A 21,744-nucleotide genomic window follows, 5' to 3' on the forward strand; every position below is an offset into this window, starting at 1 on the left:
CAATGACTACTTAGATGTAGAGTTTTTCAATCGCAATGCCTCTGTCTTCAGCGACTTCAGCTAAAGTGCGTAGTGTGGATAAGGCGTTAACGGCTGCTCTGGCGTTGTTGAGTGGATTGTTAGAGCCGAGTTGCTTGGCTAAAACGTTACGAACTCCTGCCAATTCCAATACAGTCCGGACAGCGCCACCAGCAATTACACCTGTACCAGGAGCGGCTGGGCGCATCATAACTTTAGCACCACCACCTACACCATCAATAGGATGGGGAATGGAGTTAGATTTGGTGATGGGGATATCAATCAGGTGTTTTTTGCCATCGGCTACACCTTTTTTCACAGCGCCTATAACGTCCGAGGCTTTACCTACTCCAACTCCAACTTGACCGCGTTCGTTACCTACAACAACGATCGCTCGGAAGCTGAGTTTTTTACCACCTTTAACAACTTTGCTCACCCGCCGGATCTGAATTACGCGCTCTTGCCAGTTGGTTTCTTCTTTTTTTGTGCGGTTCGCTTTACGACGACCTGTTGCCATAATCTTGCTCTCTTTTTGTCAGTTGTCAGTTGTCAGTTGTCAGTTGTCAGTTGTCAGTTACTACTGACTATTGACCATTGACTACTGACAAATTAGAAATCTAAACCAGCTTCGCGTGCTGCTTCGGCTAGTGCTTTGATGCGTCCGTGGTATAAGTTTCCACCGCGATCAAATACGACTTTAGTAATACCTTTTTCGAGCGATCGCACTGCGATCAATTTGCCAATTTGTGCCGATGCTTGGCAGTTTGCACCTGAAGCCAAATTAGATTTCACTTCTGGCTCTACAGTTGATGCAGATACCAGTGTGTGATGTTGTGTATCATCAATTACTTGAGCATAAATATGCTCATTAGAGCGAAAGACGGCCAGACGTGGACGTTCTGGAGAACCTTGAACTTTACCACGAACGCGTCTATGGCGACGCTGTTTTGATTCTCTACGAGTAAGTTTCATGTTTACTTCTTACCACCCTTACCAGTCTTACCAGCTTTACGTCTGACCACTTCACCGGCGTAGCGGATACCTTTACCTTTATAAGGTTCTGGTGGACGAACGGCACGGATTTTCGCTGCTGTGTTACCTACAATTTCTTTGTCATAGCCACTGACTATAACATTGGTATTATTTTCGACAGCAAATTGAATCCCATCCGGTGGTTCAATTTGGACTTGATGGCTATAACCCATGTTTAAAATCAGGTTGCGCCCTTGAACTTGAGCGCGATAACCCACGCCTTGAATTTCTAAACGGCGTTGGAAACCTTGAGAAACCCCTTCTACCATGTTGGCAACTAAAGTCCGGCTTAAACCGTGTAGTTGTCTAGAAGTCCGAGTTTCATCCCGTCGAGTTACTTGTAAGGTTTCTCCTTCCTGAGAAACACTAACGTTTACAGGTAGATCTCTTGACAGTTCGCCTTTAGGGCCTTTAACCACAACCTTGGTGCCATTAATAGTGACTTGCACTTTGGCTGGTACAGTAATTGGACGTTTACCAATACGAGACATGATTTTTTTATCCTTGTGTCAGTTGTCAGTTGTCAGTTGTTTTGTAATAAATGACTAATGACTGATGACTAATGACTACCAGACGTAGCAGAGTACTTCACCACCCAAATTTTGCCGCCGTGCTTCGCGGTCGGTCATGATCCCACTGGATGTGGAAATAATGGCAATACCAATGCCACCTAGTACTCTTGGTAATTCTTTACGGTTGGAATAAACACGTAACCCAGGCTTACTTACACGCTTAAGGGCGGTAATTAGTGGTTGACGATTTTTCCCCTTGTATTTCAGGGCAATCACCAAGTTACGTTTTACTTCGTCTCCTTCTTCGGAAATTTCAGCAATAAAGCCTTCTTCCTGTAGCACTTTAGCAATGCTACGAGTCATTTTTGTAGCTGGCACTAGTGTAGTTTGATGCCTTGCCATGTTAGCATTGCGGATGCGCGTCAGCATATCTGCAATTGTGTCGTTAGCCGCCATCGTTCCCTCTTTAGATGAACTTATTGATCGCGAAAGGGCATTCCAAATTCTTTGAGTAAGGCGCGGCCCTCTTCGTCGTTTTTCGCTGTGGTGATGATAGAAATATCCAGACCACGGATTTGATCGATGCTGTCGTATTCGATTTCTGGAAAGATTAACTGTTCTCGTACGCCTAGAGTATAGTTACCACGACCGTCGAAGCTTTTGGGGCTAATACCACGGAAGTCTCTAATTCTAGGTAGTGATAGGCTAATCAGTCTGTCGAAGAAAGCATACATCCGTTCGCCTCTTAGTGTCACCATGATGCCAACAGGCATACCCTGACGAATTTTAAAGCCAGCGATCGCCTTTTTCGCCCGTGTGACTACTGGCTTTTGACCAGTAATAGTAGCAATTTCGGTTAATGATGCTTCTAGGGATTTAGCATTTTGAGCTGCTTCCCCCAAACCCCGGTTCACAGTAATTTTCACCAATTTTGGTACTTGATGAACATTAGTGTATTGGAACTGTTGGGTTAATTTGGGGACGATTGTCTCTTGATATAAGCTTTTGAGTCTTGTTGTCGCCATAGTTTTTTGTCCTGATTCTCCCTGGGCTTTGTCAGGGAAATTTTATTTTCCGATTTTAGATTGTAAATTTAATTCCATATCTAAAATCTCAAGTCGGCTAATTCCCTAATTATCGAGAATTTCACCAGTTTTCTTGAGCTTCCTGACTTTCTTACCTTCGGCGGTGAAAGTGTAGCAGACACGACTAGCGACGTTTTGCTTGGTGGAGTAAAGCATGACGTTGGAACTGTGAATCGGTGCTTCTTGAGTGACAATCCGTCCCGATTCCCCTTCTTGTTGGGGCTTGACGTGCTTAGTTTTGATGTTGACGCCTTTGACGATGACTTTACTCAGTTGGGGCAGTGCTTTAATTACTTCACCAACTTTGCCTTTGTCTTTACCTGCAATTACTTGCACGGTGTCGCCAGTCTTGACGTGCAGTTTATGAAATTTGGGTGTTGTGTCCTTTTTACTTGGCATTACAGCACCTCCGGAGCCAGAGAAACTATTTTGGTAAAGTTTTTGTCGCGCAGTTCCCGTGCTACAGGGCCAAATACCCGTGTGCCTCTAGGGTTACCATCTTTGTTGATGATGACGGCGGCGTTATCGTCAAAGCGAATGGTCATACCGCTATCACGACGGATGTGATGGCGTGTACGGACGATTACTGCTTCCACAACATCGGATTTTTTTACAGCCATGTTGGGTGTGGCATCTTTGACCACAGCAATAATCTTGTCGCCAATGAAACCGTAACGACTGTTACCCGCACCTAAGACACGGATACACATCAATTTACGAGCGCCGCTATTGTCTGCGACATTAAGATAGGTTTGGGGTTGAATCACAATTGGTCTCCCTTATAAAGTTGTTATTTTTATAACAACTAAGCTTTGGTGTTGAGAATTTCTGCAACTTGCCAGCGCTTGGTTTTACTCAAGGGTCTGGTTTCCTGAATCCGCACGCGATCGCCCACTTTACATTTATTTTCTTCGTCGTGAGCTTTGTAACGGCGAGTTTTGACTACAATTTTGCCGTACTTGGGGTGGGGAGCGCGGTTTTCGATGGCGACTACTACAGTTTTCTGCATTTTGTCGCTTACTACTAAGCCAACGCGTTCTTTGATTGCCATAATCTCCTACTTTTATTCTTGAGGCGATTGAGTTGCGGCTGCCCGTTTCCGCTCTCCTTCTACCGTTAACAATTGGGCTAGACGGTGGCGGGCATGGCGGAATTGGTGAGGTTTGTCTAGTTGTCTGGTGGCTTTTTGCAAGCGCAACTGAAACAGTTGTTTTTTGACAGCAGTAATTTCCTCAACCAGTCTCTCGTCACTTAGTTCTCTAGCTTCTGAAATTTTGGGAAGCGGCATAACCTACTCCTGTTCCTCTACAACTTGAGAACGCACAATAAACTTAGTTTTAATCGGTAGCTTATAAGCTGCTAGGCGCATCGCTTCACGAGCAATTTCTTCTGTAACACCAGCGATTTCAAATAAAATCCGACCTGGCTTAACTACAGCTACCCAAAACTCTGGATTACCTTTACCGGAACCCATCCGGGTTTCTGCTGGACGCATGGTAACTGGCTTATCTGGGAAGATGCGAATCCAGATTTTGCCACCCCGGCGGATGTAACGAGTCATTGCCCGACGGGAAGCCTCGATTTGGCGAGAGGTGATCCAAGCTGGTTCTTGGGCTTGGAGTGCGAAATCTCCAAAGTTGAGGGTGCTACCCCGGTGGGCTAACCCTCCCATCCGCCCGCGTTGTTGTTTGCGGAATTTAGTTCTTCTTGGACTTAACATTGTTTGTCAAAAGTCAATAGTCATTGGTCAATAGTCAATAGTCAATAGTCAATAGTCAAACAATTTGGACTATGGACTGTGGACTTTTGACTATCCTTCGTTGGAGCGGTCTTCAAACTGCTGGCGGCGGCGTTGTTGTTGACGACGGCGGGGTTCACGATCGCGATCGCCACGGTCACGGTCGCGGTCACGGGTTGAAGGCGGTGGTGCTGCTACTTCTTGTCCGGGGATGATTTCGCCTTTGAATACCCAAACTTTGATGCCAAGAATGCCGTAAACGGTTTTGGCTGTGCAGTAAGAGTAGTCAATATCAGCTCTTAAGGTGTGTAGAGGTACTCTACCTTCCCGTGTCCACTCTGTCCGGGCAATTTCTGCACCGTTGAGGCGACCGCTAACTTGAACTTTGATACCTTGAATGCCAGCTTTTTGAGCGCGTTGAATTGCTTGACGCACTACCCGACGGAAGGAAACACGACGTTCCAACTGTTGAGCAATAAATTCGGCAATCAGGTAAGCATCGGCATCAACTCGTTGTACTTCTACTACGTTGATGCGAATTTGGCGATTACCACCCAAAAGTGTTTGTAGTCCGGTACGCAATGCTTCAATACCTTGCCCACCACGACCTACAACTACGCCTGGGCGAGCTGTACGCACTTCTAGATCGATTTGATCGGCTTTCCGCTCAATCCGCACTTCGGAAATACCTGCGTTATTTTGTGCGAGTCTACCCAGTTTTTGTTCTATATATTGACGTAGTTTGTGGTCTTCTTGTAGAAGTTCTGGATAGCGGCTAGGTTCGGCAAACCAACGCGATTGGTGTTCTTGGGTAATTCCCAGGCGAAAGCCAACTGGATGAATTTTTTGTCCCACAAATGCTTCCTCTAAAATTTCTGACTTTAACGCAATTTTTTGTGTCTAGGACTTATTTAGCACCGGCGTTAGCAGCCACAGCCAAGGTGATATGACACGTCGGCTTGCGAATTTGGTAGGCTCTACCTTGCGCTCTGGGTTGGAAACGTTTCAGGACTGGGCCTTGGTCGGCGTAAGCCTGGGTAATCACTAACTCGGCGCGGTCTAACCCTGCATTATGTTCAGCGTTAGCAGCAGCACTACGTAGCAGTGTTAACACTGGCTCAGTGGCTCGATAGGGCATAAATTCTAGGATAATTAGCGCTTCCCGGTAAGAAAGCCCCCGAATTTGGTCAAGTACCCGACGTACTTTGTAGGGAGACATTCTGATAAAGCGGGCGATCGCTTTTACTTCAGTAGTATCAGTAGCCATAATTTTCTCCAATTTTGTCAGTTGTCAGTTGTGCGTTGTCAGTTGTTTTCATTTACTGACAGCCGACTACTGACTATTGACAACTTACCTACCTGCTTTTTTGTCAGATTTACCATGGCCTCTGTAGGTACGAGTAGGAGCGAATTCTCCCAACTTATGTCCCACCATCTGCTCGCTGATAAAAACTGGAACGTGTTGACGACCGTTGTGGACGGCTATAGTGTGACCTACCATTAAGGGCAAAATTGTGGAAGCTCTTGACCAGGTCTTAATGACTTGTTTTTCATTTCTGTCATTGAGCTTTTCAATTTTGCTGAGTAAATGATCGGCGATGAAAGGACCTTTTTTAAGAGAACGACCCATAATTGCGAAAGTTTTGAGTTTATGTTGTGAGTTTTTAACTTGGAATTTTGGCTGAACGCCCCGCTACCGCGCTTCAGCACTAATTAAGACTCACGACCACCACGACCGCGTTTAGAAGATTTACGACGACGGCGTATAATCAACTTGCTGCTGGCTTTCTTGGGTTTGCGTGTTTTAGCACCCAAGGTAGGTTTACCCCAAGGAGTTACAGGGCCGGATCTACCGATAGGCGCTCTACCCTCACCACCACCGTGTGGGTGATCCACTGGGTTCATGACGCTACCTCTAACTTTGGGACGGCGACCTTTCCAGCGATTTCTTCCAGCTTTACCAGCGCTTAAGTTTCTCGCGTCGGTGTTACCTACTTGGCCAATGGTGGCGTAGCATTCCCGACGAATCAAGCGGACTTCTCCAGAAGGTAGCTTGAGGGTAACGTAATTGCCTTCTTTCGCTACGACTTGAGCTGTAGCACCAGCAGAGCGGACAATTTGACCGCCTTTGCCTGCTTTTAACTCTACGTTGTGAACGCTTGTACCTAAGGGGATGTTCGCCAAGGGTAAAGCATTACCATCTTCAATGGGAGATTCTGGCCCAGCAATAATTACTGTCCCAACTTTTAAGTTGTTTGGATGCAGGATGTACCGTTTTTCCCCATCTTCATAGGAAACTAGGGCAATCCGAGCGTTGCGGTTGGGATCGTATTCAATAGCTATGACTGTGGCAGGAATACTACGTTTGTCCCGTTTAAAGTCGATGATCCGATACAGTCTTTTGTGTCCACCACCACGGCGACGGCTAGTAATCCGACCTTGGTTGTTGCGGCCTTTTGCCCTGTGTTTATATACCGTTAGTGACTTTTCTGGCTCGGTTTTGGTAATTTCCGCGAAGTCAGAAATTGTAACCTGGCGAGTACTGGGGGTATAAGGGCGGTAAGAACGAGTACCCATGATAGTTTATACCTCTGGGAATAGAACTTGTCTGATTTTCTCTACATCCCCAGGGGCGATAGTGACGATCGCTTTCTTATATTGGGGCTTAAAGCCAATAAATTTACCTACACGTTTCTTTCTCCGTGGTGGCAATGCAGTATTGACTTTGACAACTTTGACCTGAAATAGGTCTTCAATTGCCGCTCTGATTTGTGGCTTGCTAGCCTTAGGAGTCACTTCAAAGGTGTATTTATCCTGCTCCATCATGATGGTCGCTTTTTCTGTCAAGATGGGGCGACGCACTAAATCTGGCAGGTTGCGGGGGTCAAACTTAGCCATTGTAGACCTCCTGAATTTTTTCTAATGCTGATGTGGTGACAACAATTTTGTCAGCGTGCAGCAAGTCATAAACGTTGAGTTGGTCAGCCGCAATGAGTTTTAGGTTCTCAATGTTACGAGCAGACAAATACACGTTTTCAGGGAATTCTGACAAAATTAACAATATTTTGCTTTCCGGTTCTGCACCCCAACGAGTGAACGCTGCCACCAAATCTTTGGTTTTGGGGCGGGATAGCTCGTTACTAAATTCTTCTACTAAAATCAAATCGTCTATACGGCTGACAAGTGCTGTCCGCAGTGCTAAACGCCGCTCTTTACGGTTCATTTTTAAATCGAAATCTCTGGGTTTGGGGCCAAAGATAACGCCACCACCGCGCCATAACGGTGAACGGATGGAACCTGCACGAGCGCGACCTGTGCCTTTTTGCCGCCAGGGTTTACGACCACCGCCTCGGACTTCAGCACGGGTTTTGGTGCTGGCTGTTCCTTGACGAGCGTTGGTTTGTTGTCTAACTAGGGCGCGGTGTACGATGTGCGCCGCCGTTGTTTCTTTGGCAACCCGCAACTCGAACGTTTTCTGTCCGACTTGCTCTCCCTGCCAATTTTTTACTACACTCTCTACCATTTTTCTGTCCTTTATCAGTTGCTTAGTTGTCAGTTGTCAGTAACATTTGGATATTGACTTGTGACTACTTCCCAACTTTTTTAGCAGGTACAATACTTAGTAAAGCGCCTGGTTTACCAGGAACAGCTCCTTTAATTAGCAGTAAATTGCGTTCCGCATCAACGCGGATCACAGTCAGTTTGCGAATGGTGACACGAGTACCACCTAAACGACCGGCCATCCGCTTACCTGGATAGACGCGTCCTGGGGTTGTACCTGCACCGATGGAACCGGGCGCTCTATGGTTTTTGGAACCGTGAGACATTGGCCCGCGTCCAAAGTTATTCCGCTTTTGGTTACCTGCAAAGCCGCGACCGATACTTGTACCGATTACGTCTACAAGTTCACCTGCACTAAAAATATCTGCTTTAATTTCTTGACCTAAAGCATAATCACTAGAGCTATCTGTGTGATACTCTTTCAAATGCCGTAATGCTGGGGCAGATGATTTAGCTAAATGCCCTAGTAAGGGTCTATTCAACGCCTTGGGTTTGACCTCACCATAACCAACTTGGATGGCAGCGTAACCGTCGGTTTGTTTACTTTTAACTTGGGTAACAACGCATGGCCCCACCTGTACGACTGTGACAGGAATTGCGACTCCTGCTTCGTCAAATATTTGGGTCATGCCCAGCTTGGTGCCGAGAATCCCTACTGACACAGTAACTGGCTCTCCTTTCTACGAAATCGGGTTTTCTAGACACACTGTGTGGTTTCCGGTGATGAACGGACGAAATTGTGAACTTGTATGGGGTTGATGCCACTGCAAATTCTGCCGGACACAATCAGGCGGTGTCTTTGTTTGCTGAATCTATTTAGTTACACTCATTTAATTACCAGAACAGCCACAAGCGACTTCTCTAAGGAAGGGATAGCTTCTGGTATTAGGGCAAGCTCTTACAGCTTTGCGCTTTGTGCAGCAGCGCTTTCGTCCAAGCGTTTGCATAGGCACTTTCTGGCGGCAGCACCTGAAGGGTATCTCCCAGTTTGAGGCATCTGCCGTGTCGTAGTGGACTTAAGCAGTTTTTACCGCTCAGTATCCTTTAACTGAAAACTGTGTAATGCTATGAAGCCAACATCACTGCTCAGTTTCTACTTCACTAAACAAATTCAACCTTAGCTTAAGGTTTTGCTTGTTCTTTGACTACACGAGTGAATGTAGTCTAGGGATGATGGAATTTAGTATTTAGCCATCAACTCTTGGTTTGACCTAAAAGCTTTTCTAGTTTATCAGTCTTTGATCCATTACGGCTAGTTTATTCTTTTTGAGAATAGACTTAATTAGCTTTTGAGGCTAACACTAGCCAAGGGCGATCGCAAAGTGATACCCTGATAGTTCAGATTGGTCACAATCTAATAATATAAACTATTTAATAATAATTGTCTAGGAAATTTACAGATTATTTTTTTGGCTGGGATGTACAGTCAAGTGAGCAGGATTGAGTATAGCTTATTTAAAGTATAAGCTTCCTGATCTAACTGAATCTCTCACTTCACAGTAAATAATAGAGATATGGAAGTGGGATATGACAAAACCTCAAAAAATCTATGGCACTAATTACCACTGGTAACGGTTTAATTCGGGATCTAGAGAAATTTGGATCTGTAGGTGTTTACGTACCTCTAGAAGGAGGTTTTGAAGGTCGATATCGGCGGCGGTTGCGTGCTGCTGGCTATACAACTCTGCAATTTACTGCTAGGGGATTGGGTGACGTAGCAGCCTATCTCACAGGAGTTCACGGGGTAAGACCTCCCCATCTGGGCAAAAAAAGCTCTGGTAATGGTGCAGCAGTAGGGAATGTATATTATCTGCCACCAATTGTTGGTTCTCAGCTAGAACACCTGCCACCCAAGTCTAAGGGTTTGGTGTTGTGGATCATTGAAGGGCATATTCTATCTGATCAAGAAGTGGAATTTTTAACCGATTTGCCAAAGCTGGAACCAAGAGTGAAGGTAGTTGTTGAGAGAGGAGGCGATCGCTCTTTCCGTTGGAAGGCGCTGAAAGATACATTCTCTGCTAGTTATCAAGCTGTTTAGGTGACTGAGGGCTGAGGACTGGGGATAAGGAATAGTTTTTTCCTCACGACTCAGTACTCAGCACTCACAAAGTTATCAGCATTTCCATTGTACTGAGACGAAAACCACAGGATGTAAACAATTTTCTGGCTGCTTCGTTTATGGCTGCGGTATCTAGGCGAATTTGCTCTACTCCCATTTGCCGAAAGCGTTCAATGGTTAGCTCTACTATTTGCTTGGCGATGCCTTGTTGGCGATATTCTGGTTCAACCCAAATATCGTGAATAAATCCAAATTCTTTTGTCCGATAAATGGGTATTTCTTGCTCGACTGTCGCTGCAACAAAAGCTACTAGTTGTCCTTGGTTTTCAGCTACCAGAAATACACTGCCTTCTTGATTCGCTAATCTGGTCAACCATCTTTGATAACGCTTTTCAGGCTGTGGTAAAAAACCATACTTGTCAGTATCCCAAGATTCATGTAAAGCACAGATATTGGCGACCATTGGTAAAACAGCAGGGACATCAGCTGGAGTTGCAGGGCGAATCAGCATAGGTTCTAAGATTGTCTACGGGCTAAGAACAGGTGCATTCCTCATTATGCTTTTCGGAGGGTTCTAGACATTGCTAATGGGTGGTTTATTTACGTTGCAGCGTACTAGAAGATAGGATAATGGATGTTAACCGGATGATAAACTCCAGACTCTTTTCAAAAACTGACTGGGTAGATGAGGTCAAATTCACGGTAAAGGGTGATCTGAGAGGAGTTATCTGAGTCTGTTAAAACTTCATAATCTAAGCCACCTGTAATTTGGGTGACTGGTCGTTTCAGAGGTTTCTCAAATTGATGCCACTCGCGGTTACTCCACTCATAAATTGCTGCGTCTAAATCGTTTTGCAATTCGGAGGCTAACAAAAATAGTTCTAATTTATCTTTTGTGTTGCCAGTCAGGACAAATTTGAGGGAGATTGACTGAGTAATTGCGGGTCTGGGTTCGTTAGCGGCTAAAGTTTTACAATCTCCCAGTTGGATATCGTAAGGCTGTAATTGCAGATTTTCCTGTTGCTTCAGAGTCTTTTCGATGTCATTTAAGCGTTGATTTAGATAAGGTAGTAGTCCTAGTTTGGTATCGGTCAACAACTTGCGAATGTTGGAAGGTTGGGTCATGGTTACTTTTTATCCCGTTACCCAGTAAGATTAGCGTTTTGTTGGTTAGTAAATAGAGAAACTTTGAAAAACTTTGTTTGGGAAAGAGTTTTATTTAGTCTTGTTGGTGGGCAAATTTAGCAGCACCCCAAAGAGAAAGGGCGATCGCTATGACTAGTAAGACAGGTATGCTGTACCAAGGGAACTGAGATAAGGGCAAGTTGGCGGCTGCACGTAACCCCGTACTGGCATAAGTTAAAGGGAATAGATAAACGACGAATTGGAATGCTGTTGGTAAGGTACTGGGGTCGAAGAAGGTTGCACCCAAGAAGGACATGGGGATAATAACAAAGTTGTTGTATAGTCCTACCGATTCGAGCGATCGCACAGATAGTCCCACAATTACACCCAAACCTGCAAATACTGCACAATTTAATATCAACAACAGCAAAAACAGGGGATGAAGAAAATTCCAATTCCTAGTGATGATTATGGCTACCAATAGCACTGAACCAGAAGTCATCAAACCCCGCACAACTCCAGCCAGCATTTTACCTAGTTGCAGTGCTAAGGGATGTATGGGTGTAAGTAATAGTTCTTCAAAGGTTTTGGTAAATAATCTATCTCCACAAATTGAGAATGTTGTCCCACCAAAGCTGATGGTCATGGAAGATAGGGCTACCATACCGGGCAAGATGAATTCTAAGTAGTTATTGTAATTGCCACTGATGGCGGAACCTGGACTAATTGAGCTACCCAGCCCTAAACCAAAAGCCAAAATATATATTAGTGGCGAGATTAATCCAGATGCAGCTACTTGGGCTATGCGTACCCGTAAATCTAACCAATCTCCCCAAAAGATAGTCAGACTATCAGCTAACAGGATTTGCAGTTGTGAGGTTTTAAACTTTTTGCCCCAGATTAAGGATTTTTGAGATGCCACTTTTTTCCGTCAGGTTTCACATTGGTTGTAAATATTACTTTACATTTTTTGATATCTCAATGTCTTGAGAGTAGGTAAGTTTTCATGGGTGAGTCCTAATCAATAATTGGTCATTAATAATGGACGCTCAAAACAAAGACGCAGTGACAATATCACTACGTCTCGCCTTCAGCTATGTATGCTTTGTCAAAAAATATTTTTAAACGCAAGTGCGTATTAATTTTCGCCTCGACTCTCTTTTAAGGGTGGGTGATAACACCCAAATCAAAAGCTACCCACCCCATTTTGTGTTTTTTAAAGCTAGCTTACTTAGTTCAACCCTAATCCCAATCAGGAATATTTTGAGCTTCTTCACCACCAATACCGATCGCAGTATTATAAATTTCCGCATCGGTGATGGTGAGATTATCCATTGATGCACCGTACACATTAGAGTCGATCACATGGGCGCGAGTCAAGTTTGCCCCATTCAGGTTAGCTTTTTTGAAATTGACGTTGGTTAGGTAGGCTGAAGTTAAGTTAGCTTTTTTTAAGTTGGCGTTAGTTAAGTCAGCACCTTCGAGGTTAGCGCCAGAGAGGTTAGCACCTGCCAAATTTGCTCCTCGTAAGTCAGCACCAATTAAATGAGCGCCACTGAGGTTCATGCCTGTTAGATTACACCCGTTACATTCCCCTGTTGATAATAACCTTTGTAGGTCTTGCGGATTCCCAGCTGTTACTGAGTTAGCCAAAAATAGGGGAGTTGCTAAGGCAAGCGCCGCGAATAGCTTAAGTTTCATAATTATCCCCCTTTCTATGTAGGTTGCGTCCGTTCTTTACCTCACATTTCTATTATCTCACTAAAATTCAGGAGAATGTTGATTTAAAGCACAACTTGTTTGTAATGTAAGAGATGTTTGATGGGATCTTGGATATTAGATTGGCTCTGGTTTTCAGAGATTTATATCTAAAGGAATAAGCACAAATACTTGGATTAATTTACTGTTAAATATTTTTAAGTTAATGTACCAATTAGTATAGTTATCTTATTAAAACTTTTCAGTGTGTGAATATTACTAAATGGTACACAGTAGTAATAATGTTTGGTACTTTATATCATCAGAAAATTCCGCATATACTGATTAACTAATTCTGGCTTTTCTTGTTGTACCCAGTGTCCACAAGCGGGAATATACTTAACTTGCAGGTCTTTGACATAGGTTGAGGTGTCATAGGTGAGTTCTTTACCAAGAGCAGTATCATTCTCTCCCCAAATCAATAGTGTCGGCACATTCAAAACACCCCAGCTTTTATTAAAAAAGGAGTGAGAAAAAATGTTACGGTAATAATTCAACATAGCCGTGAGCGCATCTGGTTTTGCAGCTGCATTTCTATAAGTATTGAGGTCATCTGGAGTAAAAGCATTTTTATTAACTGCTGTGGTTTGAATAGTGTTGGGAATTGCTTGATAATCTGTAGATTGGAGTAGTAATTCAGGTAATGCAGGGATTTGAAAAAAGAAGATGTACCAACTACGTAATAACTGTTGAGGAGTGTATAGACCTTGAATAAATTTGGCTGGGTGCGGTAAGTTGAGAATGATTAATTTCTCCAGCATATCGGGGTAGGCGTATGCAAATGACCAAGCGATCGCACCACCCCAATCATGACCTACTAGGATACACTTCTCATGCCCTAATTCTTTAATCAGTCCTGCCACATCTTTGATAAGCTCATCCATAACATAGGCTGATTGCTCTTGTGGCTTATCACTATCGTTGTAGCCACGTAAGTCCACCGCAACAACTTGATAATGTTGGGCAAATTCTGGGATTTGATGTCGCCAGGAATACCAACACTCAGGGAAGCCATGTAACATCAGCATCAATGTCCCTGTTCCTTGGGTAACGTAGTGTAGTTTTACCCCATTGGTAATCATGTATTCATGTTTCCAAGTTTCTTGGGTAACGGACATATAAGACTCCTATGTAATTGATTGATTTATTAGTAGATGTGGGTAATGGGTAAGAGTTCTGGCTCACTTATTAATTATCAAATCCAGAGATGACTATAGTTATGATGTGGCATTTTTAAATGAAAAACATCTGTTTATAGAGAGTATTCTTACAGCATTTATAAACCAAGTGCAGATAATAACAGAGTAATACAGATAAGTCATCAACACTTGTGAGTAAAAGTTACTGCGCTACTGGATAGTATGTAATAAAGTTAAGCTAGATAAATTTTCTTGAATACTAGTCATGCCTGACATCAAAGAACACGCAGTTATTCTTGCCAGACAATTTCTGCCTTATTACAGATTTAGGCGTACACAAGAATCAACTATTGATAGTGATCAGGGATTACAAACAGAACTAAACAGTAATTCTATTAAAGTTTTAAATTGGAATATTGCTAAAAATAACTTTGAGAAATTTTGGTTTCAAGACTTTTTTAAAATTCTCAGGCTGTACCAACCAGACCTCATATTTCTACAAGAAGTCCGGATGGGTGTGAATGTGGAACAGATTATGGGCTTTACAAACATGAATTGGGCTTATGCACCTAACTTTATCGATGCTCATCATCAAACTTATTCAGGTATTTTGACTGCGGCTAAAATTAGTGCGATCGCTAAAAAAGTTATCATTACAAAACACCATGAGCCTGTATTTAAAACTCCTAAGGTTTCACTGATCACTGAATATTCTCTATCTCATCAAGAACAGACACTTTTAACTATTAATAGCCATCTGATTAATTTTGTGGATTTGGAGAAATTTAAAGCTCAATTACATGAATTAGAGTTAGCTATATCCACCCATAGTGGCCCGATTATATTTGCTGGGGATTTCAATATCTGGAGTCGTAAACGAGCAGTAATTTTAGAGAAAACCGTAATTAGATTGGGTTTAAGAGAAGCACATTTTGCACCTGAAGAAAACAAGAAGATTAAAAGGTTTCTTTTGTCACCCCCCCTAGACTATATTTTTTATCGTGGTTTGAGTGAACAACCAGCTAGTGCTAAGGTTTTAGATGAAATTTGTTCATCCGATCACAAACCTTTACTGGCAGAATTTACTTATGTAGATACGTAAGAAATTCAGATGCTGATAGACAGTAGCATCCTTGCTTTTTTTAGTGCAGCTACAGTTGTTGTTCATGGTTTGGGGATTGCCCATGCGGCCCATGCTGTGATGAATGTTCGTTCTTCTCGTGGGGCGATCGCTTGGAGTATTTCGTTAATAACTTTTCCCTGGCTGGCTATTCCTTTATATTGGATTTTAGGCAGAACTAAGTTTCATGGATATTCTGAAGCTATCCGCTCGGTTTACACCCAACATTATCAATTTGTTCGTCAAACTTACGTTGAAATTACAAAATTTCATGTGGCAGTTCCGGCAAAATTGGAACCATTACAACTACTAGCTAAAGCCTGTATTGGTCTTCCTTTTACATCTGGTAATAATGCCAAACTACTAATTAATGGTCAGCAAACTTATGCAGCCATGTTGAGTGCGATCGCATCTGCCAATAGTTATATTTTGCTGCAATCCTACATTATTGTTGATGACAAAGCTGGGAATGAGTTTAAAGATGCTCTAATTGCCAAGGCAAAGCAAGGAGTAAGAGTTTACTTAATTTACGATGAAATTGGTTCTAATAAAATCTCTCGCCTTTATATTAAATCTCTGCAAAAATCTGGTATTCAGGTGAGTGCATTTCATACTACCAAAGGCAGAGGTAATCGTTTTCAACTAAATTTCCGCAACCATCGCAAAATTTTAGTAGTTGATGGGAGAACGGCGTTTATTGGGGGATTGAATATTAGTGATGAATATCTGGGTAAAAATCCCCGCCTGAGTCCTTGGCGTGATACCCACATGATGTTACAAGGCCCCACTGTCCAAAGTCTGCAAGGATGTTTTTTACAAGATTGGTATTGGGCGACTCGTCAAGTCATTGATGTAAACTGGCGAGTGCAACCCAATTTGGAAAGCGACTACACAGCATTGGTATTTCCTACTGGCCCCGCAGATAAGTTGAAAGCTTGTAAACTGTTTTTCGTCAACACTATCAATCAAGCACAAACTCGTCTTTGGATTGCTACTCCCTATTTTGTACCGGATGATTCCACCTTAACAGCTTTGAAATTGGCAGCATTGCGTGGTGTAGATGTGCGAATTATTTTACCAAATCGACCAGATCATTTACTGGTGTATTTGTGTTCTTTCTCTTATTACACAGAGATGAAAGCAATGAATATTAAGTTGTATCGATATAAACATGGATTTATGCACCAAAAGGTGATACTCATCGATGAAGAAATAGCAGGTGTGGGAACAGTTAATCTCGATAATCGCTCATTCTTTCTCAACTTTGAAGTTATGGGTTTTGTTGCCGATTCTCAATTTGTTAAAAGTGTGGAGGAAATGTTACAAGCTGATTTGGCGGCTGCTGTGGCTGTAAATTTTTCTGATTATGAGAAAAAATCTTTTTGGTTTAAGTTAGCTGTGAGAATATCTAGTTTGTTAAAACCTTTATTGTGATACCGTTTCTTAATGAAATGCAAGACCCAGACCGGATTTTTGCTCCTGGTGGTGCGATGAAAGCAGTTGTGGAAGCACAAAAGGCTGGCAAGATTCGCTACATCGGTTTTACTGGACACAAAGACCCTTTAGTACACCTGAGAATGTTGGAAGTTGCAGATCAAAATAACTTCCGTTTTGATGCGGTACAGATGCCGTTAAATGTGATGGATGCCCATTTCCGCAGTTTTGAGAGGCAAGTTTTACCTAGACTGGTGCAAGATAAGATTGCTGTACTGGGAATGAAATCAATGGGCGACCAAAACATTCTGAAAAGTAATGTGGTTAAACCAATTGAATGTCTGCATTACGCCATGAATCTGCCAACTTCAACGGTGATTACAGGCATTGAAAGTATGCCTATTTTAGAGCAGGCTTTCCAAGCAGTACGCACTTTTACACCCATGAGCCAGGAACAAGTTAGAGCGCTGCTGAATCGGACTCGCCAAGCTGCGCTAAAAGGTGAGTATGAACTATTTAAAACCACTAGTCAATTTGATAGCACAGCCAAAAATCCTGAGTGGTTGGGATAGAAGCTGATTTCAAGTCTTCAAAAGAGTTTAGGTGTATAGGGGTGTAGAGAAAATACATTTTTATGCCCTCTTTTAAAGAGTAGTGTTTGAGCGATCGCCAATATAGATTGTGAGATAATATATGCAAAATTCTACAAATGTAATGAATATAAAGCAAACACTAACATCTATTATTAAAGTTATCTCCACAATTCTCATCAGCACTGCTATTGGTTTGGAATTATGGAATCTTTATGCCGTAGCCGCTAATATAAATATTCCCGGCATTTTAAATCCTATTTTCTGGGTTGAGCGCTTTGCTGTAAGCTGCCATTTTTTGGAAGGAATCATCGCGGCTTTTTATGCTCCTAGCAAAAAAAAGATGCCAATTCAATATGGCATCTATACATTTTTTGTGGGTACAGTTGGTTTATTAGAACTGTTTAGCAAAAAGTCTGAAGATATATGTAATATAGAGGCAAAACATTAGACTGCGGCTACCTCTTGTCTGTCGTAGACCATAGCCTTTTTCTGCTGCAATATTTCCGTGATTTCGTCCGCAGGTGCAGGGATACCGAAGTAATATCCCTGGCCTTCTTGACACCCACGTTTTTGTAAATAACTAAGCTGTTGTTGGGTTTCTATTCCTTCAGCTGTGATCTTCAATTGTAAGCTTTTTGCTAGGGCAATAATAGCGTTAGTCACGGCAGCACTATCAGGATTAGAACATACATCCTGCACAAATGACCGATCAATTTTCAGCATATTTACAGGAAAGCGCTTCAGATAGTTAAGAGAAGAATAACCAGTACCGAAGTCATCTAAAGCTAGCCATATGCCCAATTCTCGCAATTGTTTAAGTATTGTGACTGAGCGCTGAATGTCTGTCATTAAAGAACTTTCCGTAACTTCCAGTTCCAGATACGATGGATGCAAACCACTCCCCTGTATGATTTCACCGACAAGGTCTACTAAATTTGATTCTTCAAACTGTCGGGCTGATAGATTTACTGACATTCGCATCGGGGTAAATCCTGCAAGTTGCCAAACACGGTTTTGTGTGCAAGCAGTTCGTAGTACCCATTCGCCAATTTCCACAATCAAGCCGTTGGCTTCTGCAATAGGAATAAACTTGGCAGGAGATACTAAACCTCGTGTAGGATGTTGCCAGCGTACCAATGCTTCAACTGCTGTGATTTGCTTAGTCTGTAAATCGATAATGGGTTGGTAATAAACGACTATTTCATTTCGCTGTAATGCTCCATATAGTTCATTCTCTAAGGCTAATCGTTCTTGCAGTTGGGCGTTAATCTCTGGCGAATAGAACTGGTGTTGGCTACGTCCTTGTTGCTTGGCTTGATACAAAGCTACATGAGCCTGCTGCAACAACTGGTCTACATCATAAAGATTATCCGGTTGATTAATTGTGATACCGATGCTAGCCGTGATATGAATATGATTGCCTTGAATGAAGAAAGGTTTGCTTAAGGCAGTCAGCAAGAGCTGTGAAAGCTTGATGATACTTTCAATTGAGTGAATGTCTAAGCGAACGATCGCAAATTCATCGCCACTCAAATAAGCTAAAGTATCCTTCTGAGCTAAACAACTTGTCAAGCGCTGGGCTACCGCTCTTAATAGTAAATTTGATAGCTCATGTTCTAGGGTATGACTCATTCCAGTAAAATCATCAATTCCCAACACCATTACAGCTACCATTTTTTGGCTGTATTGCTGGGATATAGCCTGATGGACACGTTCCCGCAATAGCTCCCGATTAGGCAAGCCTGTGAGTTTGTCATAATTGCTGATATAGTCAATTAACTCGTCTAATTTGTAGAGAGTTTGTGATGTATCTGCCATGAGAGTACCCGCTTCATCCGCAAATTCTGTAGGTAGACTAGGTAAAGTTTTGTTATTGAGGTAGTCTCGCAGGGTGGCGGATGTCAAATTGACGGGAATCAGCAGATGGTGAAGTGCATAAAGAGTAACAACCGTGCCAATTAACGTAGCGAATAAAGCAATAACCAAAACTCTAATTGTCATTTCCCAAGAATAAGAATTAGAAATGACGAAACTGAAGAGTAAAGTTAAAAGCGGAATGTGAGTTCCTAAAAACGCCACCAACATAATTTTGGCGGTGTAATTTTTTTTGAGCAATCGAAAATTATCTAGAGTTGAGTATAAGTAGAGCTTCTGATTTAACTGCATAGATCCTAATGTGGGGTTTGAAAGTTGGCAAATTGCTACTCAGATATTCTTGTTATCCTGATTCACCAGCCAGTAGAAACAAACCAATTAGAGGTTATTTATTATGCTGCCCCAAATAACTATCGAATATATAGAATTTTATTTATAGTTTTTGTAAATATTTTGATATGGGCTTGTTTACAAAAAAATAATGACGTGATTTTACTTAGAGATTAATAAAATTTACGTAAGATAAAAATCAAAGCATTTACAAGTATAAATGCTTATACTGGAGCATGGCTGATTGCTGGAATTTTGGAGTTACAATTTGTAGTACATTTGTGTATTCCAAAGAAACCCTGCTACGCAAGCAAAGAATGGGTAGGATGAGTAGGAGTGTGCTGTAATAATTAATCAAGTCCTTACTGCCAGGTAATAGCAATTATTTTCATATGACTCAAATTTAATTTTTTCAGTCTCTAAATAAACATATTTATCTAAAAATGAATGAATCAAATTTTGATGAAAAAAATAAACACAGTAACATTGAGGCTGAAGATGATAACGGTCAGTTGCAACAAATAAATGCCGAACTAAGAGATTTCATGGAGACACTTCCGCCCCCAATAGTTCTTCAACAATACAACAGTATTCTGCCCAATACATCTGACCGAATTCTTTCTATGGCTGAGAGAGAGCAAGAACACAGGCACAAAATGAGGGAGAAGCTTATAGATGTGCAAATCTCTGATATTAGACAAGAAAGGTATGAAAGACGTTTAGAACAAATTTTCGCCTTTTCTCTTGGTGTGGTATCAATGATATCTGGTGCAATTATAGCTATTTGGAAATCTCCTTTAGCTGGTAGTTGTATCTGCTCAACAGGAGTGCTTTCTGTTGTTTTTATCTTTCTTTTAAGGCGTAAAACGCAACAAAATAATTGACAGGGCGACAGGTTGAATTGCTCAATGGAGAGATTGTAGAGATGGCCCCAGAGGGAGAACCCAATGCTTATTGTAGTGATAAGGCGGGGGAATATTTAATTTACCTGTTAGGAAATAAGGCGAAAGTCCGCCAAGCTAAACCCATTACCTTACCTGATAGTAACTCAGAACCAGAACCTGATATTGCGGTTTCTATTCGTCAATATCCTGAGGAATTAAGCGGAGAGAACAGAATTACAGCTATACCTTATTAAGAACTTACACTATAAATAGTAACAAATGGAGAAACTCATGACGATAGATATAAATATTTTAAAGGAGGAAGTGGTGGAAAGGATAGTTTTAGACTTTTTATTTTTCTTCAGATAGCTTGTTTTTCCAAGCAATTGTATTTTGAGATGCACTGATTTTTTGAAAAAGCGATATTATTGCTCTTATATTTAATGAATTTTTTTCAAATATATTTGATAATAACTTTGCAGTAACTTATAAAGTACTGAGTGCTTTTCCAATAATTGCTGTGGTTTTTCAAAAAATGTTTCAGTTGCCACAGCAAAAAACTCGGCGGGATTAGTCGCGCCGTAAGTATTTATGATAATCTCTCTTTCTTCCTGAACATCATTGCAGAGTTGTTGATATTCTGCGGTCATCACTTTAGACCAAATCGGATAATCTGATTTTTTTGGCAGAATAGGTACACCATCAGCTTTACCATCTTCTTGATCTAACTGATGGGCAAATTCATGTAAGACAACATTATGTCCATCTTGCCAGTTGTGAATATCATATTGTATCTGCTCCCAAGATAATATTACTTGGTCTTGAGTCCATGATTCTCCTAATCTGGCATCCCGTCTTTCTTCGACAATGTAATTATCAACGGCAACGGTTTGGGTGACAAAATAAGTGCTGGGATAGATTAAAATTGAGCGCAGTTTTGGAAAATATTCTCCTCGCTCATTAAGTAGGAGTAAACAGGCTACAGCCGCGATTGTTAATTTCATTTCTTCGGTCACCTGCAAGCCTCTACAGCCAATAAATTGTTTCTCTGCTAAAAATACTTGAATATGTCCTTGTAGCCGTCGCCGTTCTTCAGGAGAAAGTCGCAGGTAAATAGGCAGATTATTTTCAATAATGGCATTCCAAAGTGGAGGAAATGGACGTTGTTTAATACGATATCTGCGTTTGTTTCTCAGTATGGGACTGAGGAAAATCAAACCAATAACCAGCCCAATAATGATAAAAATAATAATTGATTTCAACATTACTTGTGCCTATGGATGTTATGGAGAGATTTTACGTTACCCTAACGCTACGAAGATAGATAGACTTGCTCGCACAAGCGCCCATGCAAAACGTTAAAGCCAGCGATCGCCATCACTGGAAAAAGTATACTCTAGTCATCTGAAGCTGATTTGTAGCGATCGCTAATAATCGCCAAAGTATCGGGACAAACTTGACGTAAAATTAATCTTTATCTA

Annotated in this window: 29 protein-coding genes and 2 pseudogenes; 7 read left to right on the plus strand and 24 right to left on the minus strand. The window is 41.9% G+C overall.

What is annotated here, in order from left to right:
* Positions 1–10 precede the first annotated feature (10 nt).
* The 17 genes from rpsE to rplC form a co-directional block, all read right to left on the minus strand.
* On the minus strand, positions 11–535 hold the full coding sequence (gene rpsE / locus H6G14_RS11020) for a 30S ribosomal protein S5 (RefSeq protein WP_010998337.1): 525 nt from the start codon (positions 533–535) through the stop codon (positions 11–13).
* 92 nt (positions 536–627) lie between these two features.
* Positions 628–990 (minus strand): 50S ribosomal protein L18, encoded by a 363-nt coding sequence (gene rplR / locus H6G14_RS11025; RefSeq protein ID WP_190567465.1) that lies wholly within the window; start codon positions 988–990, stop codon positions 628–630.
* Between the two features lie 2 nt (positions 991–992).
* On the minus strand, positions 993–1,541 hold the full coding sequence (rplF, locus tag H6G14_RS11030; protein ID WP_190567466.1) for a 50S ribosomal protein L6: 549 nt from the start codon (positions 1,539–1,541) through the stop codon (positions 993–995).
* A gap of 75 nt (positions 1,542–1,616) precedes the next feature.
* Positions 1,617–2,018 carry a 30S ribosomal protein S8 gene (gene rpsH / locus H6G14_RS11035; protein ID WP_011317569.1) on the minus strand — a complete coding sequence of 134 codons (402 nt, stop codon included), beginning with the start codon at positions 2,016–2,018 and terminating at the stop codon, positions 1,617–1,619.
* 20 nt (positions 2,019–2,038) lie between these two features.
* A complete protein-coding gene (gene rplE / locus H6G14_RS11040) occupies positions 2,039–2,587 on the minus strand; it encodes a 50S ribosomal protein L5 (RefSeq protein WP_190567467.1) in 549 nt (182 codons plus the stop codon).
* Between the two features lie 105 nt (positions 2,588–2,692).
* Positions 2,693–3,046, minus strand: a complete 354-nt coding sequence (gene rplX / locus H6G14_RS11045; protein ID WP_011317567.1) for a 50S ribosomal protein L24 — start codon at positions 3,044–3,046, stop codon at positions 2,693–2,695.
* The gene (gene rplN / locus H6G14_RS11050; protein ID WP_010998343.1) at positions 3,046–3,414 is read right to left on the minus strand and encodes a 50S ribosomal protein L14; all 369 of its coding nucleotides are present in this window, start codon (positions 3,412–3,414) and stop codon (positions 3,046–3,048) included. Before rplN ends, rplX begins: the two co-directional genes overlap by 1 nt.
* A gap of 38 nt (positions 3,415–3,452) precedes the next feature.
* Positions 3,453–3,698: a 30S ribosomal protein S17 gene (rpsQ, locus tag H6G14_RS11055; RefSeq protein ID WP_190408718.1), complete on the minus strand. Its 246-nt coding sequence runs from the start codon at positions 3,696–3,698 to the stop codon at positions 3,453–3,455.
* Positions 3,699–3,710: 12 nt separating this feature from the next.
* Positions 3,711–3,935 carry a 50S ribosomal protein L29 gene (gene rpmC / locus H6G14_RS11060; protein ID WP_010998345.1) on the minus strand — a complete coding sequence of 75 codons (225 nt, stop codon included), beginning with the start codon at positions 3,933–3,935 and terminating at the stop codon, positions 3,711–3,713.
* Positions 3,936–3,938: 3 nt separating this feature from the next.
* Positions 3,939–4,367 carry a 50S ribosomal protein L16 gene (gene rplP / locus H6G14_RS11065; RefSeq protein ID WP_010998346.1) on the minus strand — a complete coding sequence of 143 codons (429 nt, stop codon included), beginning with the start codon at positions 4,365–4,367 and terminating at the stop codon, positions 3,939–3,941.
* A 90-nt stretch (positions 4,368–4,457) separates the two neighbouring features.
* Positions 4,458–5,240: a 30S ribosomal protein S3 gene (rpsC, locus tag H6G14_RS11070; RefSeq protein ID WP_011317566.1), complete on the minus strand. Its 783-nt coding sequence runs from the start codon at positions 5,238–5,240 to the stop codon at positions 4,458–4,460.
* Positions 5,241–5,292: 52 nt separating this feature from the next.
* The gene (rplV, locus tag H6G14_RS11075) at positions 5,293–5,652 is read right to left on the minus strand and encodes a 50S ribosomal protein L22 (RefSeq protein ID WP_010998348.1); all 360 of its coding nucleotides are present in this window, start codon (positions 5,650–5,652) and stop codon (positions 5,293–5,295) included.
* A gap of 84 nt (positions 5,653–5,736) precedes the next feature.
* The gene (gene rpsS, locus H6G14_RS11080) at positions 5,737–6,015 is read right to left on the minus strand and encodes a 30S ribosomal protein S19 (RefSeq protein ID WP_010998349.1); all 279 of its coding nucleotides are present in this window, start codon (positions 6,013–6,015) and stop codon (positions 5,737–5,739) included.
* 83 nt (positions 6,016–6,098) lie between these two features.
* Positions 6,099–6,962 carry a 50S ribosomal protein L2 gene (gene rplB / locus H6G14_RS11085; protein ID WP_010998350.1) on the minus strand — a complete coding sequence of 288 codons (864 nt, stop codon included), beginning with the start codon at positions 6,960–6,962 and terminating at the stop codon, positions 6,099–6,101.
* 6 nt (positions 6,963–6,968) lie between these two features.
* The gene (locus H6G14_RS11090; RefSeq protein ID WP_190567468.1) at positions 6,969–7,283 is read right to left on the minus strand and encodes a 50S ribosomal protein L23; all 315 of its coding nucleotides are present in this window, start codon (positions 7,281–7,283) and stop codon (positions 6,969–6,971) included.
* A complete protein-coding gene (gene rplD / locus H6G14_RS11095; protein ID WP_011317563.1) occupies positions 7,276–7,908 on the minus strand; it encodes a 50S ribosomal protein L4 in 633 nt (210 codons plus the stop codon). Before rplD ends, H6G14_RS11090 begins: the two co-directional genes overlap by 8 nt.
* A gap of 64 nt (positions 7,909–7,972) precedes the next feature.
* Complete coding sequence (rplC, locus tag H6G14_RS11100; RefSeq protein ID WP_190567469.1) at positions 7,973–8,608, minus strand: 50S ribosomal protein L3; 636 nt, start codon at positions 8,606–8,608, stop codon at positions 7,973–7,975.
* Positions 8,609–9,495: 887 nt separating this feature from the next.
* On the opposite strand from rplC, the gene ndhN reads away from it, so the two are divergent.
* A complete protein-coding gene (gene ndhN, locus H6G14_RS11105; protein WP_190567470.1) occupies positions 9,496–9,984 on the plus strand; it encodes an NAD(P)H-quinone oxidoreductase subunit N in 489 nt (162 codons plus the stop codon).
* A 64-nt stretch (positions 9,985–10,048) separates the two neighbouring features.
* Here ndhN and H6G14_RS11110 read toward each other — a convergent pair whose 3' ends face one another.
* From H6G14_RS11110 to H6G14_RS11130, 5 genes are all read right to left on the minus strand, one after another.
* A complete protein-coding gene (locus tag H6G14_RS11110) occupies positions 10,049–10,516 on the minus strand; it encodes a GNAT family N-acetyltransferase (protein ID WP_190567471.1) in 468 nt (155 codons plus the stop codon).
* Between the two features lie 155 nt (positions 10,517–10,671).
* Positions 10,672–11,130 (minus strand): hypothetical protein, encoded by a 459-nt coding sequence (locus tag H6G14_RS11115; protein ID WP_190567472.1) that lies wholly within the window; start codon positions 11,128–11,130, stop codon positions 10,672–10,674.
* Positions 11,131–11,224: 94 nt separating this feature from the next.
* Positions 11,225–12,052 carry an ABC transporter permease gene (locus H6G14_RS11120; protein WP_190567473.1) on the minus strand — a complete coding sequence of 276 codons (828 nt, stop codon included), beginning with the start codon at positions 12,050–12,052 and terminating at the stop codon, positions 11,225–11,227.
* A gap of 320 nt (positions 12,053–12,372) precedes the next feature.
* Complete coding sequence (locus tag H6G14_RS11125) at positions 12,373–12,831, minus strand: pentapeptide repeat-containing protein (protein ID WP_190567474.1); 459 nt, start codon at positions 12,829–12,831, stop codon at positions 12,373–12,375.
* Positions 12,832–13,142: 311 nt separating this feature from the next.
* Positions 13,143–14,006 carry an alpha/beta fold hydrolase gene (locus H6G14_RS11130; RefSeq protein WP_190567475.1) on the minus strand — a complete coding sequence of 288 codons (864 nt, stop codon included), beginning with the start codon at positions 14,004–14,006 and terminating at the stop codon, positions 13,143–13,145.
* 286 nt (positions 14,007–14,292) lie between these two features.
* Here H6G14_RS11130 and H6G14_RS11135 point away from each other — a divergent pair, with 286 nt between their 5' ends.
* The 4 genes and pseudogenes from H6G14_RS11135 (at position 14,293) to H6G14_RS11150 (ending at position 17,622) form a co-directional block, all read left to right on the plus strand.
* Positions 14,293–15,129, plus strand: coding sequence for an endonuclease/exonuclease/phosphatase family protein (locus H6G14_RS11135; RefSeq protein ID WP_190567476.1), 837 nt, complete (start codon positions 14,293–14,295; stop codon positions 15,127–15,129).
* A 9-nt stretch (positions 15,130–15,138) separates the two neighbouring features.
* Positions 15,139–16,581 carry a cardiolipin synthase gene (gene cls / locus H6G14_RS11140; protein WP_190567477.1) on the plus strand — a complete coding sequence of 481 codons (1,443 nt, stop codon included), beginning with the start codon at positions 15,139–15,141 and terminating at the stop codon, positions 16,579–16,581.
* 17 nt (positions 16,582–16,598) lie between these two features.
* Positions 16,599–17,153 (plus strand): annotated as a pseudogene (locus H6G14_RS11145) (aldo-keto reductase family protein); the annotation flags it as partial.
* A 142-nt stretch (positions 17,154–17,295) separates the two neighbouring features.
* Positions 17,296–17,622 carry a hypothetical protein gene (locus H6G14_RS11150; protein ID WP_190567490.1) on the plus strand — a complete coding sequence of 109 codons (327 nt, stop codon included), beginning with the start codon at positions 17,296–17,298 and terminating at the stop codon, positions 17,620–17,622.
* Here the strand turns inward: H6G14_RS11150 and H6G14_RS11155 are convergent.
* Positions 17,619–19,340, minus strand: coding sequence for a putative bifunctional diguanylate cyclase/phosphodiesterase (locus H6G14_RS11155; RefSeq protein WP_190567478.1), 1,722 nt, complete (start codon positions 19,338–19,340; stop codon positions 17,619–17,621). The two genes, H6G14_RS11150 and H6G14_RS11155, sit on opposite strands and share 4 nt — an antisense overlap.
* Positions 19,341–19,822: 482 nt before the next feature.
* Between H6G14_RS11155 and H6G14_RS11160 the strand changes: the two genes are divergently transcribed.
* A complete protein-coding gene (locus H6G14_RS11160; RefSeq protein ID WP_190567479.1) occupies positions 19,823–20,263 on the plus strand; it encodes a DUF2335 domain-containing protein in 441 nt (146 codons plus the stop codon).
* Positions 20,260–20,481: pseudogene (locus H6G14_RS11165) on the plus strand (Uma2 family endonuclease); the annotation flags it as partial. The gene H6G14_RS11160 and the pseudogene H6G14_RS11165, both read left to right, overlap by 4 nt.
* 222 nt (positions 20,482–20,703) lie before the next feature.
* On the opposite strand, the gene H6G14_RS11170 reads toward H6G14_RS11165, so the two are convergent.
* On the minus strand, positions 20,704–21,528 hold the full coding sequence (locus H6G14_RS11170) for a M90 family metallopeptidase (RefSeq protein WP_190567480.1): 825 nt from the start codon (positions 21,526–21,528) through the stop codon (positions 20,704–20,706).
* Positions 21,529–21,744 lie beyond the last annotated feature (216 nt).

This window comes from Nostoc parmelioides FACHB-3921 (genome assembly GCF_014696625.1).
GTDB lineage: Bacteria > Cyanobacteriota > Cyanobacteriia > Cyanobacteriales > Nostocaceae > Trichormus > Trichormus parmelioides.

Excerpts from the sequence above, each read along its gene's own strand:
- ndhN (WP_190567470.1), top strand. The coding sequence starts at position 9,496 with ATGGCACTAATTACCACTGGTAACGGTTTAATTCGGGATCTAGAGAAA.
- rplB (WP_010998350.1), bottom strand. The coding sequence starts at position 6,962 with ATGGGTACTCGTTCTTACCGCCCTTATACCCCCAGTACTCGCCAGGTT.
- H6G14_RS11135 (WP_190567476.1), top strand. The coding sequence starts at position 14,293 with ATGCCTGACATCAAAGAACACGCAGTTATTCTTGCCAGACAATTTCTG.
- rplD (WP_011317563.1), bottom strand. The coding sequence starts at position 7,908 with ATGGTAGAGAGTGTAGTAAAAAATTGGCAGGGAGAGCAAGTCGGACAG.
- rplV (WP_010998348.1), bottom strand. The coding sequence starts at position 5,652 with ATGGCTACTGATACTACTGAAGTAAAAGCGATCGCCCGCTTTATCAGA.
- rplX (WP_011317567.1), bottom strand. The coding sequence starts at position 3,046 with ATGCCAAGTAAAAAGGACACAACACCCAAATTTCATAAACTGCACGTC.
- rplE (WP_190567467.1), bottom strand. The coding sequence starts at position 2,587 with ATGGCGACAACAAGACTCAAAAGCTTATATCAAGAGACAATCGTCCCC.
- H6G14_RS11125 (WP_190567474.1), bottom strand. The coding sequence starts at position 12,831 with ATGAAACTTAAGCTATTCGCGGCGCTTGCCTTAGCAACTCCCCTATTT.
- H6G14_RS11110 (WP_190567471.1), bottom strand. The coding sequence starts at position 10,516 with ATGCTGATTCGCCCTGCAACTCCAGCTGATGTCCCTGCTGTTTTACCA.
- H6G14_RS11155 (WP_190567478.1), bottom strand. The coding sequence starts at position 19,340 with ATGCAGTTAAATCAGAAGCTCTACTTATACTCAACTCTAGATAATTTT.
- H6G14_RS11090 (WP_190567468.1), bottom strand. The coding sequence starts at position 7,283 with ATGGCTAAGTTTGACCCCCGCAACCTGCCAGATTTAGTGCGTCGCCCC.
- rpsS (WP_010998349.1), bottom strand. The coding sequence starts at position 6,015 with ATGGGTCGTTCTCTTAAAAAAGGTCCTTTCATCGCCGATCATTTACTC.
- rpsQ (WP_190408718.1), bottom strand. The coding sequence starts at position 3,698 with ATGGCAATCAAAGAACGCGTTGGCTTAGTAGTAAGCGACAAAATGCAG.
- rplP (WP_010998346.1), bottom strand. The coding sequence starts at position 4,367 with ATGTTAAGTCCAAGAAGAACTAAATTCCGCAAACAACAACGCGGGCGG.
- rpsE (WP_010998337.1), bottom strand. The coding sequence starts at position 535 with ATGGCAACAGGTCGTCGTAAAGCGAACCGCACAAAAAAAGAAGAAACC.
- H6G14_RS11160 (WP_190567479.1), top strand. The coding sequence starts at position 19,823 with ATGAATGAATCAAATTTTGATGAAAAAAATAAACACAGTAACATTGAG.
- rpsH (WP_011317569.1), bottom strand. The coding sequence starts at position 2,018 with ATGGCGGCTAACGACACAATTGCAGATATGCTGACGCGCATCCGCAAT.
- H6G14_RS11170 (WP_190567480.1), bottom strand. The coding sequence starts at position 21,528 with ATGTTGAAATCAATTATTATTTTTATCATTATTGGGCTGGTTATTGGT.
- H6G14_RS11115 (WP_190567472.1), bottom strand. The coding sequence starts at position 11,130 with ATGACCCAACCTTCCAACATTCGCAAGTTGTTGACCGATACCAAACTA.
- rplF (WP_190567466.1), bottom strand. The coding sequence starts at position 1,541 with ATGTCTCGTATTGGTAAACGTCCAATTACTGTACCAGCCAAAGTGCAA.
- cls (WP_190567477.1), top strand. The coding sequence starts at position 15,139 with ATGCTGATAGACAGTAGCATCCTTGCTTTTTTTAGTGCAGCTACAGTT.
- rplR (WP_190567465.1), bottom strand. The coding sequence starts at position 990 with ATGAAACTTACTCGTAGAGAATCAAAACAGCGTCGCCATAGACGCGTT.
- H6G14_RS11130 (WP_190567475.1), bottom strand. The coding sequence starts at position 14,006 with ATGTCCGTTACCCAAGAAACTTGGAAACATGAATACATGATTACCAAT.
- H6G14_RS11150 (WP_190567490.1), top strand. The coding sequence starts at position 17,296 with ATGAATATAAAGCAAACACTAACATCTATTATTAAAGTTATCTCCACA.
- rpmC (WP_010998345.1), bottom strand. The coding sequence starts at position 3,935 with ATGCCGCTTCCCAAAATTTCAGAAGCTAGAGAACTAAGTGACGAGAGA.